Here is a 14,592-nt window from a genome sequence, read left to right as displayed (position 1 = left end):
AAGCCCGCCCTCCCCGGCGGGCTTTTTTGTGGGCGAATGAGTGCTTGCCTGGAAAAACACAGAAGACCAGAATATCGACCTGAATTGAGGACCTGAATATGCAAAACATTCTTGCCGACGTCGCGGTCAGCGTGTCAGAACTGAAGAAAAATCCCTCCGCAGTCCTGGCAAATGCTTCTGGAATGCCAGTGGCGGTGCTCAACCATAACCGCGTCATGGGCTATATGGTTCCGGCTGAGCTCTACGAATCAATGATGGAGCGCCTTGAAGACCTGGAACTGGTAGAAATCGCCAAGGCCCGCGCAGGAGAAGAAACCATCCCGGTGAATCTGGATGACCTATAGCCTTGAGTTCGTCCCTTCAGCGCTGAAGGAATGGGAAAAGCCTGGGCATACCCTTCGCGACCAACTCAAAAAGAAGCTCAGAGAACGCCTCGAATCACCCCGCGTTCAGGCTGATGCGCTGCGCGACATGCCGAGCCATTACAAGATCAAACTCAAAGCCTCTGGCTATCGCCTGGTTTACCGCGTCGAAGATGACCGAGTGGTCGTTGTAGTAGTCTCCGTCGGCAAGCGCGAGCGCGGCGAAGCTTACCTGTCCGCCAAGACACGTGAGCGCTGCACAGCCGCTCACTGCTGATCCAGCAACCGCCCCAGCACCGCGCCCAACTCTTTCACCATCGGCTCCGCCGTCGGCCGATGCACGATCACGATTTCATAGCTGTCCACCACCGGCAGCCCGTCGGCTACCCCGAGCACCCGATGATCCCCGCTCACTGCGCGCGGCGGCAGCAGGCTGATGCCCATGCCATCCGCCACCGCCGCCTGAATCCCGCTGAGACTCGAACTGGTGAAAGCAATCCGCCAACGCCGCCCCAGACTCTCTACGGCGCTGATGATCTCGTCCCGGTACAGACCACGGGGCGGAAACGTCACCAACGGGATCGGATCCAGTTGCAGCGCCGGGTTCTTCGCACTGTCGATCCAGGCCAGCTCCTCCGGCCAGCTCACCACCCCTTCGCGCCCATTGCGCCGCTGCTTCAGCAACACCAGGTCCAGCTCGCCGTTCTCGTAGCTCTGGCTGATATCCCGGCACAGGCCACTGGTCACCTCCAGCTTCACCTGCGGATGTTTGCGATTGAACGCCGACAACACATTTGTCGTCCGCCCCCCAACAAAATCCTCCGGCACCCCCAAGCGCACCGTCACCCCCACCGTCGCCCCCGCCAGCGCCTCCGCCATCTGATCGTTCAGCGCCAGCATATGCCGGGCGTAGCCCAACAGCGTCTGCCCCGCATCGGTGGGTAAAACCTCGCGGTTGCCACGCTCCAGCAGGCGATGACCGACCATCTCCTCAAGGCGGCGGACCTTCTGGCTGATGGTGGATTGGGTGGAATGCAGGCGGGAGGCCGCCGTGGTGAAACTGCCGCAGTCGGCGACCACGACCACCGCGCGAAGGAGGTCGAGGTCGAAAAGGGTTCTAGTGGGGTTTGGAATGGGGGGCATGGTGGTATTTGGAATGCGAATGAGGTGGAAAGGTTCTAACACGCACCGCGAGGTGGGGCAACGCGGGTTCGTGTCTATCGTCCACCGACGCAATCAGGGTGCAGCTTTCGACCAAGTCATTCGCGGATAAAACAAAGGGCAGTACCGACCGTACTGCCCTCGCCGGCCTCAAGCGACCTGTGATCGCTGAAGAAACATCTCCCGCTCAACCGCACGCCGTCTCGCCATCTGCATATCAGGCCGTCCACGTATTTGAATCCATTTCAGGAACTCATCGGCGGCCCGCTCGACATCTCCAGAATTGACCAGGCGGATCAAGATCGAGCTACGAATACGCATCAGCCCATAGTCAAACACCAGTAACAGCAGCGCATCCCATTGGCCCTGGCTCACCGGGACCTGAAGCATGCCGGCCAACTGGGTCTCGTAGCGGCCAATCTCATGCTCCAACTTGGCCTCCGCCTCGGCCTGGGTAATGGTCATGCCCGCATGGACATCGCCATAGTGCCCATAACCGATAAACCACAGGCCCGCGGGGTCCTGACGAGCATCGAGGGTCAAGCCGGTGCGGCGCTTGAGCAAATCCAGACCAGTCGAGGACAGTCGCATATCCGAGCTCCTTGCAAAAAGTGAGGACAATATTGCCCAAGACTACTTCACTCATCGCCGCCGTGATAGCACTAAGCCTTCACTCAGAATCGGACTTTTACGCCCACATATCCGGTCCGACCGGGGGCGGGTTCGTAGTAGCGGCCGCCGCTGTCATTGATCCGCAGGTTGTCGTAGTAGCGCCGGTCGGTCAGGTTATCCAGACCCACGTAGGGCTCCACATTCTCCGCCCAGCCCTTGAGCTGGATGCCCGCCCGCAGGTTGACCACCGCGTAGCCACCAATCCGCGCGGTGTTGGCGCTGTCAGCGTACTGGCGGTCGTAGACCGAGGTGTTGAGGCGCGCATACCAGTTGTCGCGGCTGTAGCTCAGTTCACCAAACAGGGTCTGCACCGGAATACCCGGAAGGCGCTTGCCGTCGGCGCCGTCGAAGCTGCGATAGCTGTAGTCGTTGAGGCTGTAGGCGGTGCTCAGTTGCCAGTGATCGTCGGGCTGCCAGCGGGCACTCAGTTCCAGGCCGTCGCGGCGGGTGGAGCCGGCGTTGCGGTAGAAGGTGCGGCCATCGACGTAGGGCACCAGTTCGTCGCGAGTGTCGATGCGGTAGACCACCGCTTCGTAGCGCCAGTGGGCGGTCTCGCCTTTGAAGCCGATTTCCTGGTTGAGCGCTTCGGCGGGTTCCAGGCTGCTGTTGAAACCGCCACCGCTCGGGTTGGCCATTTCGGCGACAGTCGGGGTCTCGAAAGAGGTCGCGACGCGGGCGTAGACGGTGTGGTTCGGGTCAAGGCGATAGCTGAGGCCGGCGCTGTAGTTGAGGTCGCGCAGGGTGCGATCACCGGAGTCGTCGCCGTCACGCAGGAAGCGGTCGTCGACGCTCAGGCGCACGGCGTCATGCCGCAGGCCGAGGCTGAGCACCCAGTTTTCGGTCAGTTCGGTCTGGTTTTCCGCGAACAGGCCGAGGCTGGTGGCTTCCTCTCGCTGGCGTGAGGTCAGTGCGCCCTTTTCGCCACCGATGATGTTGTTGTTGCGGTCGCGGTCGTCACGCAGGGATTCCAGGTCGGCGCCGAAGGTCAGCTTGTGATTCAGGCCGAACCAATTGGCGACATGGCTGTAATGCCCGCCTACCCCGCCGAACAGGCGCTCGTAGCTGGTCTGGCCGTTGGCGGCCAGCGGCAGGCGGTTGGTGAAGTCGCGCTGACCGACGTAGCTGCGGAGCTGATAGGTATCCTCGCCCACGGCCTCGCCGTCCCACACCAGCGACAGCCGCTGTTGCCTGATGCGCTCATCGGAATCGAAGCTCAGGCTTTGCGGACGCGCTTGATTGCGATCCGCGCGAACCTGCGCAAGGGTCAGTCCGCCGGGATCTTCCGAACGGTTATCGAGCGCATGCATGGTCAAGGCCAAGCGCCCGTTGTCGCCCCACCAGCGCAGTTTGCCGGTGAGGTTGTTGGCTTCGCTGGTGGCGTGGTCGCGGTAGCCGTCCATCGTCGTCGAACTGACGGCCACCAGGGCACCGAAATTGCCCTCGGTGCCGCTGGCCTCGATGCTTTGTCGGCGATAGCCGTAGCTGCCGAGGCTGAAGTCAGCGGCAACGCCCGGATGATCGCCCGGTTCACGGGTGTTGATCGCCAGCACGCCGCCGGCACCGTTGCCGTAGAGCACGGCGGCGGGACCGCGGAGGACTTCCATGCGCTCCACCAGGCCGATATCGAGGCCGTCGAGTTCGGTCTGGCCGTCGGGCATGGTCAGCGGCACGCCGTCCACCAGCACGCGAATGCCGCGCACGCCGAAGCTGGATCGCGAACCGAAACCGCGGATCGCCGGGCGCAGGCCCTGGGCGGCGTTGTAACGACTCTGCACGACTACGCCGGGCACGGCGGAGAGCATGTTGCCCAGGGTCAGTGCCTGGTCGCCGCGGCTGTCGGCGGCATCAACGACGCTGGCCGACAGTGCGGCCTGGGCCCATTGGTCACCGGTGCGAGTGGCCGTGATTTCGACCGGTTCGACTTCGACGGAGGAATCCGCCAGGGCGGCGGTGGTGGTCAGCAAGAGTGCGCCGAATGCTGCGCGGCGATGTGCGGCCCGTTGCCGCTCGTTGTTCTTCATGGAGTGTTCCACTGGGTCCCGCGAGGAAGTTTTCCAGGGTGCCGGCTCCGCATTGGCACCTGGGCTGGACGCTTGTCAGGCCGGACCATACGAAAATTGATAGGCATACGGCTACTAAGCAGGAGTTAGAAGTGCGCGGTACTAAGGTGGGTCACTCGAAAGTAGGAGATTGATGGAAATTGAGGCCGCAAAGCGGCCCCAATCCGACTCAATAGAAATACGCCGCCCTGAACTGCAACGAATTATCGATCTTCACCCCTTCACGCACCGTGGTGTCGTGCATCACCTGCCCCATCAACTGCAATTGCTTGCCGACCATGGTCGCGACGGTGAACCCGACCGTGCCGTTGTTGCGACTGGTGGCCAGGGTCTGGCCGTCGAGGGTTTCGCGCGCGCCCCAGTTGTGCCGGTAGCTGATGGCGGCATAGGTGTCCTGGGTGAAGTTGTAGCGCAGGTGGTTGTGCAGTTGCAGCAGGGTGTCCTTTTTCGCGTCGGTGGAGCGCTGGTCGTCATAGAACTCGGCTTCGGCGATCACGTCCCAACTGATCTTGTCGGTCAGGCCCTTGATGTAGCCCACCTGGAAGTCCACGGCCCAGCGGTTGTTGCTGAGGGCGAAGCCCTGGTTCTTGTCGCTGCCGGTTGGCGCGGTGAAGAACACCGACCAGCCGAGGTGCTCGTTGCGCTCCAGGTCGCCGATGGTCCACAGGGTGCCGCCGAAGGTGATGTCGCCCAGGCCCGAGGTTTTGCTGTGGCTGGCGCCGATGTCCTGCTGGCCGAAGGGGATGACGATCTGCGGGTCCCAGGTGTATCCGGTGCCGAAGAAATCGGTGAAGTGGATCAGACGCAGGACGCCGACGGTCATGTCCAGGTCGAGGTCGTCGGCGACTTTCTTGCCGCCGGAGTAGACCTTGTCACCACGCGGGTTCTGCTGATAGAGCACGACCACGTCGGTGCCCTTGGGCAGCGCGGTGTAGTCGCCCGGGTCGGGCTTGACGTCGGCCAGGGCGGACAGGGAGACGCCGAACAGAGCCAGGCCGGCCGTCAGAATCGAGGGGCTGATGATCTTCATGGGGAACTCTCGTTGTTGTTTTTGTTGGCGTGAAGAATCCCGGGCGGCCCCTTTTCAGGGGCCACCAAGGCAGGTTGGGTGACGGTGGGTTTACTGCGCGACGCTGGCTTTCAGGTCGGCCTGCAGGTCATGGGTGCGCTTGACCAGGTACTGGCGGATCAACTCCATGTCCTCGCGCTTGAGGATGTCGGAGAAGTTCGGCATGCCGCGCTGGATCAGCGCTCCGCTGACGAACGCCGGGAACGCCGCGTGCTTGTCCTTGGTCAGGTAGCGCAGGTCCGGGACCACGCCGCCGGCGACCGCGTTGAGGCCATGGCAACCCGCGCACAGGCCGTTGAACATGCTGCGTGCCTGAACCAGTTGCTCGGGGGTCGCCGTCAACTCCAGGTCAACATTGGGGAACACCGGCGCCTGACGCGGCGGCGGCAATTCGCCCTTCGCCCCGAGCTTGAAGGCGATAATCCGCGATTCCGACTGCACCTTGGCCTTGTTGGTCAGCGAGCCCGTCAGCAGCGGAAGAATCCCACCCCAACCTACGGAAAACGCCACATATTGGTCGTTGCCCACGGTGTAGGTAATCGGTCCGGCCATCACGCCGGAGTTGGCGCGATGCTCCCAGAGTTTCTCGCCCTTGTCGGCGCTGTAGGCCACCACCCGACCGTCCGCGGTGCCCTGGAATACCAGATTGCCGCCCGTTGCCAGGGTGCCGCCATTGCCGGCGCTGGCATATTCCTGTTTCCAGGCTGGCGCTTGCTTCACCGGGTCCCAGGCGATCAGCTCACCGGTCCAGGAATCGCGGATCTGCTTGAAGGTTTTCGGATCTTCCGGCAGATCAGGTACGTCCAGTCCGAAGTTCAAGACCGATTTGTTCGGGAAGAACATCGGCTCCTTCGCGGCCTTCAGCTCGGCTAGGGTGTGCTGGGCCGGGATGTAGACATAACCGGTGTTGGGGCTGTAGGACATTGGGTGCCAGTTGTGCCCGCCAAGGAAGCTTGGCTGTACGACTTTCGGCTCCTTGGAGTAGTCCGCGGCGCCGGTCAGCACCGGGCGGCCGGTCTTCAGGTCGATCTCGCTGGCCCAGTTCACCGGCACATAGTTTTTCGCCGAGATCAGCTTGCCGTTGGTACGGTCCAGCACATAGAAGAAGCCGTTCTTCGGCGCCTGCATCAACACCTTGCGGACCTGGCCGTCGACCTTGATGTCGGCAAGGATCATGTGTTGGGTCGCGGTGTAGTCCCAGCGGTCCTGCGGGGTGACCTGGTAGTGCCAGACGTATTCGCCGGTGTCCGGACGCAGCGCCAGGATCGACGAAACGAACAGATTGTCGCCCTTGCCCTGGCTGCGGAACTGGTAGTTCCACGGCGAACCGTTGCCGGTGCCGATGTACAGCAAATCGAGGTCCGCGTCGTAGGCCATGGAGTCCCAGGCCGTGCCGCCACCGCCCCACTTCACCCAGCCGTCACCGGTCCAGGTCTTGAGAGCCATGGCCATGGCCGGGTTTTCCGGCGGCAGCTTGGGATCACCCGGCACGGTGTAGAAACGCCAGGCTTCCTTGCCGGTCTCGGCGTCGTAGGCGGTGACATAGCCGCGCACGCCGAACTCGGCGCCGCCGTTGCCGATCAGCACCTTGCCTTTGACGATGCGCGGAGCGCCGGTGATGGAATAACTCTTGGAGCGGTCGAGGATGGTGTCCACCGACCAGACTTCCTTGCCGCTGGCTGCATCCAGAGCGATCAATCGACCGTCGAAGCTGCCGACGTAAACCTTGCCGTTCCACACCGCAACACCGCGGTTGACCGGACCGCAGCAGCCCTGACTGAGGTTTTCGGGCGGGACTTTCGGATCGTATTTCCACAGCATTTCGCCGGTGGCCGCGTTCATCGCATAGACGATGCTGAAGGCGCCGGTGGTGTACATGACTCCGTCGACCACCAGTGGCGTGGCTTCGGTGCCGCTATCGATATCCAGGCGCGTGGTCCACGCCATGCCGAGCTGACTGACGTTCTTGTCGTTGACGGCATTGAGCGGGCTATAGCGTTGCTCGTCGTAGGTACGACCGTGGCTCATCCAGTTGCCGGGTTCGAGATTGGCGTTTGTCAGGCGTTTCGCATCGACCTGGGCAGGGTGCGTGCTGTCCACAGCCGAGGCATGCAAGGAGGACAGCAATAACGGGAGACCCGCCAGCAGAAAGAGGGTTTTCATGTGTTTCGGACTCCAGCGACGCATTATTGTTTTTATGAACCCGCGAGGCAGGCCGCCCCCGCGGGTCACGCAATAGCAGAGCTTGCGCTATGTAGGAGTATTAGAAGTTTTGCGGGAGGGCTGCGCTTGACTGTGACCGCCAATCCAGTTGGCATTTTCTGCCAGTAACGAAGGGCTCACTCCTGAAAGGCATGGGCCCGGTAATCGCGGGGCGAAACATCGAACTGACGCTTGAACGCCCGGCTGAAATGGGCCACATCGACAAAGCCCCACTTGAAGGCGATCTGCGTGATCGACTGGCTGCGCAAGGGATGGCTGCACAGGTCATGGGCCACTTTGCTCAGGCGCGTGCGAAGGATATAGCGCGACACACTTTCACCGTGCTCTTCGAACAATCGGTAAAGGCTGCGCACCGAGGTGTGCAACTGATCGGCAAGATAGGCCGGCCCGAGGTCGATATCCTGCAGCGACTCATCCACCAGTCTCAGGGCGGTGGAAAACAGGCTATTGCTCTGCAGCAGATGCTCCTGCCCTTCTGCCTGGCCCGACATCGCCGGCAGCACCAGACTCACCAGCGCACTCTGGATCGCCTGGCCATCCTCGCCATTGGCGGCGCCGTCGCCGAGCATGCCGATCGACTGCACCAGCGAGCGCACCATGCGACTGGAGACATTATTTCGTGAGAGTTTTCCGAAGAGGTTATCGCCCTTGAACTGGCGAGTGACGATATCCCGGGAGAGATGCACCGAGACATTCTCCACCAGCCCCAGCGGCTCGATCTCGAACAACCGCGCCGAGTCCACCAGCGCGATGTCCTCCGGGCCCAGTTCCACTTCCATGCCGGCCTGGCGGATCCGCTGGCGACCGCTGCGTTGGTAGATGAGGAAGCAATGACTGTCATCGCTGTCTACGCCGATCAGCTCGCGGCTGATCAACCGGGCATTCGTGCGGATGTGCGCGGTATCCAGTGCGCCAATGGTCTGGCTGTGGATTTCGCCGATGAAGTGACGGGTGAGACTGGAAGGCAGGGTACTGAAATTGCCGCAGATGCTACGCAAGGAGTGGCACCAGCGTTCGAATCCAATCTGCTCGCTCGATGGCAGGAACATGGTGCCTCCGGTGGGTTATTTTTTTATTAACATATTATCTAAATTACAGGAGGGCAAGCTGAAGGTGCGCAAACGGGTGATTCGGGAGACAGGCTCATTCATAAAAGCCTACGCGTCAACTCGGGATTATCCTGGCGAGCGTTTCCCATAGCCTTGTTTCGCTGTGTTTCGTGAGCAATCATGGCCGCATTTCTCTCTCGGCAAGACTGAATTATGGAAGAGGCACTGAAAAAACTGCGGGAGTTCCGTAATGCGCGGGACTGGAAGAAATTCCACAACCCCAAGGACCTGGCGCTGGCCTTGAGCATCGAGTCGAGCGAGTTGCTGGAGGTTTTCCTGTGGAAGTCCGCTGAAGAAGCGAACGTCGAGAAGGTCAAGGAAGAATTGGCCGATGTGTTTGCCTATGCCCTGCTGCTGGCCGATGCGTATGACCTGGACGTGCAGCAGATTATCCTGGACAAGATCAAACTGAATGACAGCAAGTACCCGGTAAGCAAGGCCAAAGGAACTGCCAAGAAGTACACGGAGCTATGAGTACAAAACACCTTGTTGAAGTGAACCGCTACACCTTCTCTCGAAAAGCCCTGGAACAGGATATCCGCGGCAACGCCTACGCGGCCGGCTACTGGCCGCTGGTCTACATCCTCAGCGACGAAGCCAGAAAGCAGGCGTATATCGGTGAAACCACCGATACGCTCACGCGAATGAATGCTCACCTGAAGCACGACGAGAAAAACCTGCTTCGCTCGGTTCACCTGATCAGCAGTGACCGCTTCAACAAGTCGGCGACCCTCGACATTGAATCCACGCTGATCAAATACATCGCCGCAGACGGCAAGTATTCGCTGCTCAACAGCAACCTTGGTCTGGTGGATCACAACTACTACCAGCGAAACGAGCTGTACACCGAGATCTTCAAGGAGACCTGGAACACGCTGCGTGGCGACGGCCTGGTGCAACACTCCCTGGAGTCCATCGACAACTCGGACTTGTTCAAATACTCGCCCTACAAATCACTTTCGTCCGATCAACGCCAAGGGCTGCTCGGCATTCTTCATGCCCTGCTGGATGAAAACACCAAGACCCTGATTATTCAGGGCGGCGCGGGAACCGGAAAATCCATCCTGGCGATTTTCCTGTTCAAGCTCCTTCAATCCGATGTCGACAGGCTGAATCTTCATGATTTCGATGCTGAAGAAGCCGAATTACGTGATCTGCTAGTGCGTCTGAAGCTGCGCTTTGGAACGCCGAAAATGGCGCTGGTCGTGCCCATGGCGTCGTTCAGGCAGACCCTGAAGAAAGCCTTCAAGAACGTTGCAGGGCTTGATCCCAAGATGGTCATTGGCCCGTCTGAGCTGGCCAATCAGGCCTACGACATTGTCCTTGTGGATGAGTCCCACCGCCTGCGCAAACGGGTCAATCTGGGTTCGTACTTCGGTGCATTCGACAAAGCGTCCGAAGCACTGGGATTCGATAAGCACACCTGCAGCGAAGTGCATTGGGTTTGCAAGCAAGCCGGCAAAGCCATCTTCTTCTACGACGAAAGCCAGTCAGTCAAACCGTCGGATGCCAACGCTGAAGACTTCGCCCAGTTGAAAGCACTTGGCACGACGCAAGTTCAGAAACTGGTGTCGCAGTTCCGTGTTCGCGCGGGAAATCCGTATGTAACGTTTCTGAACAACCTGTTGAACGTCGATCTGCCAGCGGGGAACCTGTTCTCTCCGAAGAACTACGAACTGGTCTTGTTCGACAGCATCGCCGAGATGATCCGGGTTACCCAGGACAGAAACCGCCAGTTCGGTCTCTCCCGACTGATCGCTGGCTACTCCTGGCCATGGGCGTCCAAGAAAGACAGCAACGCGTTCGATATCGAAATCGAAGGCATCCAGTTGCGCTGGAATAGCAAAAATACCGATTGGATCAACGCCAAGAACTCCGAAATGGAGGTGGGTTGCATCCACACGACCCAAGGCTATGACCTGAACTACGCAGCAATCATTTTCGGAAACGAGATCGGCTTCGACAAAGAACGCGGCGAAATCACCATCGATGCGAAACAGTACTTCGACAAGAACGGAAAGAACGGCATCAAGCACCCTGCCGCACTGAAGAAATACATCCTCAATATCTATAAAACCATCATGCTCCGTGGCATCAGGGGCACGTTCGTTTACGCATGCAATAAGGACCTGCGCGACTACCTGGCACAACATGTCCCGGCCCACCAGCCGATCCAACTGGTCAAGAAACCAGAGACGCTGGTTCCTTATGTAAACGCCGTGCCTTTATACAATCTGCACGCCGCCGCTGGAGGTTTCAGCGAGGCTCAAGAGGCCGAGCCAGAGAAATGGATTGAGGTTGTTGAACAACCCGGACTAGACGACAGCTATTTCGCCTGCACGGTCGTTGGCGAGTCCATGAACACCATCATTGCGGACGGGGCCACTTGCCTGTTTCGCCTGGAAAGTGGCGGAAGCCGCAATGGCAAGATCGTCCTGGTGGAGCAGCAAGATGAAGCGGGTGGCGCTCACTACACCGTCAAGGAGTACCAGAGCGTCAAAGCAGAGGATGAAAGTGGCTGGCGCCACAGCAGGATCTTGTTGATCCCAAGGTCCTACGACACGGCGTTCGAAACGATCGAGTTGAAGGATGATCTGCTGTCGAGCTACAAGGTCGTCGGAGAGTTCGTCAAGGTTCTTGGCTGACGCTGAAACGGCTCAGGCTCACAAAGTCTCTGAAAACAAAAAGGCCAGTTCGATAAGAACTGGCCTTTTTATTGAGGTATTTTGGTCGGGACGGAGTGATTCGAACACTCGACCCCTTGCACCCCATGCAAGTGCGCTACCGGGCTGCGCTACGCCCCGACGATGCTCTCGATACTGCTGAGAACGATGAAGAATCTACCTTAACCTTTTGAATTTTGGAAGGATTATTTTTCACAACACCTTCCGCATTCAACTCAGGATTACTTCTTCAGAACCACCAGCACATCTTCCAGCTCGGCAATCATCTGCCGGATCAGTTGTTTGTATTGGGTGGTGTCGTCCTTGGCCTCATCACTGGACAGCCGCAAGCGCGCACCGCCGATGGTGAAGCCCTGGTCGTACAGCAAGGCGCGGATCTGACGGATCATCAGCACATCCTGGCGCTGATAATAGCGACGGTTTCCACGGCGCTTGACCGGGTTGAGCTGAGGAAACTCCTGCTCCCAGTAACGCAGCACGTGCGGTTTTACCGCACAAAGCTCACTCACTTCACCAATGGTGAAGTAGCGTTTTCCCGGGATAGGCGGGAGTTCGTCGTTATGGCTTGGTTCCAGCATAAGCCTCAACCCGGGCCTTCAGTTTCTGCCCTGGACGAAAGGTGACGACGCGACGTGCAGTGATCGGGATTTCTTCACCCGTTTTCGGGTTGCGTCCCGGACGCTGGCGCTTGTCGCGCAGGTCGAAATTGCCGAAACCGGACAATTTGACCTGCTCGTTGTCTTCAAGAGCGTGCCTGATTTCCTCAAAGAACAGCTCGACCAATTCCTTGGCCTCTCGCTTGTTCAGGCCCAGCTCCTCGTACAGCCGTTCTGCCATCTCAGCTTTCGTCAGAGCACCCATCCGCTATTTCCTTAACGTGGTGTTCAACCTTTGTTCGAGCGAGGTGAGGATATTCTGGGTAGTGGCATTCACCTCATCGTCGTTAAGAGTGCGCGATGGATGCTGCCAGGTCAAGCCGACGGCCAGGCTTTTTCTATCAGGATCAATGCCTTTTCCCTGATAGACATCAAACAGCCTGAGGTCCGTGAGCCACTCACCCGCGTTATCACGGATAACTTCCAGGACGGTGTTCGACGCCACATCACGACCTGCCACCAGGGCCAAGTCACGACGCACTTCCGGGAACTTGGACAGTTCGTGGAATTTCGGCAGTCGCCCTTCCACTACTTCATCCAGCACCAGCTCGAAGACGTAGACAGTACGGTCCAGGCCGAGAGTCTTGACCAGCTCAGGATGCAGCGCACCCAGATAACCCACTTCATGACCATTGCGCTCGATGCGTGCGGTCTGGCCAGGATGCAGCGCAGGATGCTTGCCGGCAACGAAGGTGAAGTCACCCAACGAACCCGACGAGCTCAGCAGCGCTTCCACATCCGCTTTCACGTCGAAGAAATCGATGCCATCGCGACCATTTGCCCAACCTTCCGGCAGGCGACTACCGCACACCACACCTGCCAGCATCGGCTGCTGTTGCAGACCGTCGAGCTGACCAACGAAACGCAGACCGCTCTCGAACAGACGCACGCGATCCTGCTGGCGGTTCAGGTTGTGCTGCAACGCCTTGACCAGACCCGGCCACAGGGACGCACGCATGGCCGCCATGTCGTTGGAGATCGGGTTGGCCAGCAGCAGCGGCTCGACGCCAGGGCTGAAAAGTTCGAACAGCTTCGGATCGATGAAGCTATAGGTGATCGCTTCTTGATAGCCACGGGCAACCAACAGACGGCGCAAGATTGGCAGCTCGCTGCGGGACTCCGCGCGAGCCTGCGGAGCAAGACGCGCTTGCGGGTAGCGAACCGGCAGGCGGTTGTAACCGTACAGGCGACCCAGCTCTTCGATCAGGTCGACTTCCAGGCTGATATCAAAGCGGTGACTTGGCACTTCGACCTGCCACTGCCCTTCTCCGGCGGTGGTTTTCAGGCCCAGCGCGTTGAGCAGTTGCTCAACTTCAGCATCAGGCATTTCCATGCCCAGCATCTGGGTCACCCGCTCGGCACGCAGAGTGATCGGCGCAACCTGTGGCAGGTGCTGCTCGCTCAGTGTCTCGATGACCGGGCCGGCTTCACCACCGACGATTTCAAGCAGCAGGCCAGTCGCACGCTCCATGGCTTCGCGAGCCAGTTGCGAGTCAACGCCGCGCTCGTAACGGTGCGAGGCATCGGTGTGCAGGCCGTAGGAACGAGCCTTGCCAGCAACCGAAATCGGCTCGAAGAACGCACTTTCCAGGAAAATGTCACGCGTTGTAGCGGACACGCCGCTGTGCTCGCCACCCATCACACCCGCAATGGCCAGGGCACGGCTGTGGTCTGCGATGACCAGGGTGTCGGCACGCAAGGTGACTTCCTGACCATCCAGCAGAACCAGCTTCTCACCCTCTTCAGCCATGCGCACGCGAATGCCACCGTTGATTTCGGCGAGATCGAAAGCGTGCAGCGGCTGACCCAGCTCGAGCATCACGTAGTTGGTGATGTCGACAGCGGCGTCGATGCTGCGAACGTCGGCGCGACGCAGGCGTTCAATCATCCACAGCGGGGTCGGACGCGACAGGTCGACGTTGCGAATCACTCGCCCCAGGTAACGTGGGCAAGCGGCTGGCGCCAGCACGTCGACCGGACGGACCTCATCATGGACCGCCGCCACAACAGGAACGACTGGACGGGTGACCGGAGCGGCATACAGCGCGCCAACTTCACGTGCCAGACCCGCCAGGGAAAGACAATCACCACGGTTCGGGGTCAGGTCGACCTCGATGCTGGCGTCATCCAGGTCCAGGTATTCACGAATGTCCTGACCAACCGGAGCATCAGCCGCCAGTTCCAGCAGACCGTCATTGTCGTCGCTGATCTGCAGTTCGGAAGCCGAGCACAGCATGCCGTTGGACTCGACGCCGCGCAGTTTGGCCTTCTTGATCTTGAAGTCGCCAGGCAGTTCGGCGCCGATCATGGCGAACGGGATTTTCAGGCCTGGGCGCACGTTTGGTGCACCACACACGACCTGGAAGGTTTCACTGCCGTTGCTCACCTGGCAAACGCGCAGCTTGTCGGCATCTGGATGCTGCTCGGTGCTCAGCACCTCGCCCACCACGATACCGCTGAATTGGCCAGCGGCCGGAGTCACGCTGTCGACCTCAAGTCCGGCCATCGACAGGCGAGCTACCAGCTCGTCACGGGAAACCTGCGGGTTGACCCAACCGCGCAGCCATTTTTCACTGAATTTCATCCTGCTCTCCTG

13 protein-coding genes and 1 tRNA gene are annotated in these 14,592 nt (G+C 59.8%); 4 read left to right on the top strand and 10 right to left on the bottom strand.

Annotated elements, in window-relative coordinates; all coding sequences use genetic code 11:
* Positions 1 to 98: 98 nt before the first annotated feature.
* Both CKW37_RS27000 and CKW37_RS26995 read left to right on the top strand, forming a co-directional pair.
* Positions 99 to 344 (top strand): type II toxin-antitoxin system prevent-host-death family antitoxin, encoded by a 246-nt coding sequence (locus tag CKW37_RS27000; RefSeq protein ID WP_095159245.1) that lies wholly within the window; start codon positions 99 to 101, stop codon positions 342 to 344.
* Positions 334 to 639 carry a type II toxin-antitoxin system RelE/ParE family toxin gene (locus CKW37_RS26995; protein ID WP_095159244.1) on the top strand — a complete coding sequence of 102 codons (306 nt, stop codon included), beginning with the start codon at positions 334 to 336 and terminating at the stop codon, positions 637 to 639. Before CKW37_RS27000 ends, CKW37_RS26995 begins: the two co-directional genes overlap by 11 nt.
* Here the strand turns inward: CKW37_RS26995 and CKW37_RS26990 are convergent.
* From CKW37_RS26990 to feaR, 6 genes are all read right to left on the bottom strand, one after another.
* Complete coding sequence (locus CKW37_RS26990) at positions 630 to 1,505, bottom strand: LysR substrate-binding domain-containing protein (protein WP_095159243.1); 876 nt, start codon at positions 1,503 to 1,505, stop codon at positions 630 to 632. The genes CKW37_RS26995 and CKW37_RS26990 overlap by 10 nt on opposite strands.
* A gap of 168 nt (positions 1,506 to 1,673) precedes the next feature.
* A complete protein-coding gene (locus CKW37_RS26985) occupies positions 1,674 to 2,114 on the bottom strand; it encodes a lysozyme (RefSeq protein WP_095159242.1) in 441 nt (146 codons plus the stop codon).
* An 83-nt stretch (positions 2,115 to 2,197) separates the two neighbouring features.
* Entirely contained in the window at positions 2,198 to 4,216 is a 2,019-nt protein-coding gene (locus tag CKW37_RS26980; RefSeq protein ID WP_095159241.1) for a TonB-dependent receptor, read from the bottom strand.
* A gap of 208 nt (positions 4,217 to 4,424) precedes the next feature.
* A complete protein-coding gene (locus CKW37_RS26975; protein ID WP_095159240.1) occupies positions 4,425 to 5,285 on the bottom strand; it encodes a transporter in 861 nt (286 codons plus the stop codon).
* 90 nt (positions 5,286 to 5,375) lie between these two features.
* Positions 5,376 to 7,487 (bottom strand): PQQ-dependent dehydrogenase, methanol/ethanol family, encoded by a 2,112-nt coding sequence (locus tag CKW37_RS26970; RefSeq protein WP_095159239.1) that lies wholly within the window; start codon positions 7,485 to 7,487, stop codon positions 5,376 to 5,378.
* A 176-nt stretch (positions 7,488 to 7,663) separates the two neighbouring features.
* Positions 7,664 to 8,596: a transcriptional regulator FeaR gene (gene feaR, locus CKW37_RS26965; RefSeq protein ID WP_095159238.1), complete on the bottom strand. Its 933-nt coding sequence runs from the start codon at positions 8,594 to 8,596 to the stop codon at positions 7,664 to 7,666.
* A gap of 213 nt (positions 8,597 to 8,809) precedes the next feature.
* Here feaR and CKW37_RS26960 point away from each other — a divergent pair, with 213 nt between their 5' ends.
* Positions 8,810 to 9,130, top strand: a complete 321-nt coding sequence (locus CKW37_RS26960) for a nucleotide pyrophosphohydrolase (RefSeq protein ID WP_095159237.1) — start codon at positions 8,810 to 8,812, stop codon at positions 9,128 to 9,130.
* A complete protein-coding gene (locus tag CKW37_RS26955) occupies positions 9,127 to 11,301 on the top strand; it encodes a DNA/RNA helicase domain-containing protein (RefSeq protein ID WP_095159236.1) in 2,175 nt (724 codons plus the stop codon). The genes CKW37_RS26960 and CKW37_RS26955 overlap by 4 nt, the downstream gene beginning before the upstream one ends.
* Before the next feature lie 82 nt (positions 11,302 to 11,383).
* Here the strand turns inward: CKW37_RS26955 and CKW37_RS26950 are convergent.
* The 4 genes from CKW37_RS26950 to pheT form a co-directional block, all read right to left on the bottom strand.
* Positions 11,384 to 11,460 (bottom strand) — tRNA-Pro (locus tag CKW37_RS26950).
* Positions 11,461 to 11,561: 101 nt separating this feature from the next.
* The gene (locus CKW37_RS26945; RefSeq protein ID WP_043213594.1) at positions 11,562 to 11,918 is read right to left on the bottom strand and encodes a MerR family transcriptional regulator; all 357 of its coding nucleotides are present in this window, start codon (positions 11,916 to 11,918) and stop codon (positions 11,562 to 11,564) included.
* Positions 11,899 to 12,201, bottom strand: coding sequence for an integration host factor subunit alpha (gene ihfA, locus CKW37_RS26940; protein WP_009394049.1), 303 nt, complete (start codon positions 12,199 to 12,201; stop codon positions 11,899 to 11,901). The genes CKW37_RS26945 and ihfA overlap by 20 nt, the downstream gene beginning before the upstream one ends.
* Positions 12,202 to 12,204: 3 nt before the next feature.
* Positions 12,205 to 14,580 (bottom strand): phenylalanine--tRNA ligase subunit beta, encoded by a 2,376-nt coding sequence (pheT, locus tag CKW37_RS26935; protein WP_095159235.1) that lies wholly within the window; start codon positions 14,578 to 14,580, stop codon positions 12,205 to 12,207.
* Positions 14,581 to 14,592 lie beyond the last annotated feature (12 nt).

The sequence above is a fragment of the Pseudomonas sp. Irchel 3E13 genome (assembly GCF_900187455.1).
Lineage (GTDB): Bacteria > Pseudomonadota > Gammaproteobacteria > Pseudomonadales > Pseudomonadaceae > Aquipseudomonas.
This window is presented reverse-complemented; position numbering and strand designations above follow the sequence as displayed.

Coding starts and splice junctions, on each gene's coding strand:
- CKW37_RS26960 (WP_095159237.1), top strand. CDS start 8,810: ATGGAAGAGGCACTGAAAAAACTGCGGGAGTTCCGTAATGCGCGGGAC.
- CKW37_RS26980 (WP_095159241.1), bottom strand. CDS start 4,216: ATGAAGAACAACGAGCGGCAACGGGCCGCACATCGCCGCGCAGCATTC.
- CKW37_RS26945 (WP_043213594.1), bottom strand. CDS start 11,918: ATGCTGGAACCAAGCCATAACGACGAACTCCCGCCTATCCCGGGAAAA.
- ihfA (WP_009394049.1), bottom strand. CDS start 12,201: ATGGGTGCTCTGACGAAAGCTGAGATGGCAGAACGGCTGTACGAGGAG.
- feaR (WP_095159238.1), bottom strand. CDS start 8,596: ATGTTCCTGCCATCGAGCGAGCAGATTGGATTCGAACGCTGGTGCCAC.
- CKW37_RS26995 (WP_095159244.1), top strand. CDS start 334: ATGACCTATAGCCTTGAGTTCGTCCCTTCAGCGCTGAAGGAATGGGAA.
- CKW37_RS26975 (WP_095159240.1), bottom strand. CDS start 5,285: ATGAAGATCATCAGCCCCTCGATTCTGACGGCCGGCCTGGCTCTGTTC.
- CKW37_RS26990 (WP_095159243.1), bottom strand. CDS start 1,505: ATGCCCCCCATTCCAAACCCCACTAGAACCCTTTTCGACCTCGACCTC.
- CKW37_RS27000 (WP_095159245.1), top strand. CDS start 99: ATGCAAAACATTCTTGCCGACGTCGCGGTCAGCGTGTCAGAACTGAAG.
- CKW37_RS26970 (WP_095159239.1), bottom strand. CDS start 7,487: ATGAAAACCCTCTTTCTGCTGGCGGGTCTCCCGTTATTGCTGTCCTCC.
- CKW37_RS26955 (WP_095159236.1), top strand. CDS start 9,127: ATGAGTACAAAACACCTTGTTGAAGTGAACCGCTACACCTTCTCTCGA.
- pheT (WP_095159235.1), bottom strand. CDS start 14,580: ATGAAATTCAGTGAAAAATGGCTGCGCGGTTGGGTCAACCCGCAGGTT.
- CKW37_RS26985 (WP_095159242.1), bottom strand. CDS start 2,114: ATGCGACTGTCCTCGACTGGTCTGGATTTGCTCAAGCGCCGCACCGGC.